The organism is Bacillus sp. AY3-1 (assembly GCF_008368785.1).
Lineage (GTDB): Bacteria > Bacillota > Bacilli > Bacillales > Bacillaceae_G > Bacillus_A > Bacillus_A wiedmannii.
This window is the reverse complement of record NZ_QORZ01000041.1, coordinates 1-673: the sequence shown is the minus strand read 5'-3', so window position 1 is coordinate 673 and position 673 is coordinate 1. Positions and strand designations below refer to the sequence as shown.

Here is a 673-nt window from a genome sequence, read left to right as displayed (position 1 = left end):
TAAGGCGTTTTTTCTATTTTTTCTTTAAACAAACGATTTTACTATGACCATTTAACTAATTTTTGCATCTACTATGATGAGTTTCGTTCATATCCTCATGAGAAAGGAGAGATTTAATGTCTCATTTTAACGACAGTCAGAACAAATTCTCCAAACCATGCTTTCCAAGTAGCGCCGGACGAATCCCAAATACCCCATCAATCCCAGTTACTAAGGTACAACTTAGAACATTCCGTGCAATCATTATTGATTTAACAAAAATAATCCCAAAACTTTTCGCAAATCCATCTCCTCAAAACATTGAAGATCTAATCGATACATTGAACCTACTAAGTAAATTTATTTGTTCACTAGACGCTACTTCCTCCCTGAAAGCACAAGGGTTAGCTATTATTAAAAACTTAATAACTATATTAAACAATCCAACCTTCGTAGCAAGCGCTGTATTTATCGAGCTTCAAAATCTAATTAATTATTTACCATACATTACAAAACTATTCCGAATCGACCCTTGCACACTTCAAGAGCTTCTTAAATTAATAGCAGCATTACAAACCGCTCTAGTTAATTCTGCTTCATTCATTAAAGGACCTACCGGGCCTACTGGGCCAGCAGGCGCTACTGGCGCTACTGGTGCTACCGGTGCCACTGGGCCTCAAGGTAACACGGGCGC

General features: G+C 37.9%; 1 protein-coding gene. It reads left to right on the top strand.

Going from position 1 to position 673, the window contains the following annotated elements; translation table 11 throughout:
* Nucleotides 1–116 precede the first annotated feature (116 nt).
* Nucleotides 117–673 (top strand): collagen-like repeat preface domain-containing protein (locus DN389_RS27925; RefSeq protein WP_149237839.1); only part of this gene is annotated, 557 nt, incomplete at its 3' end.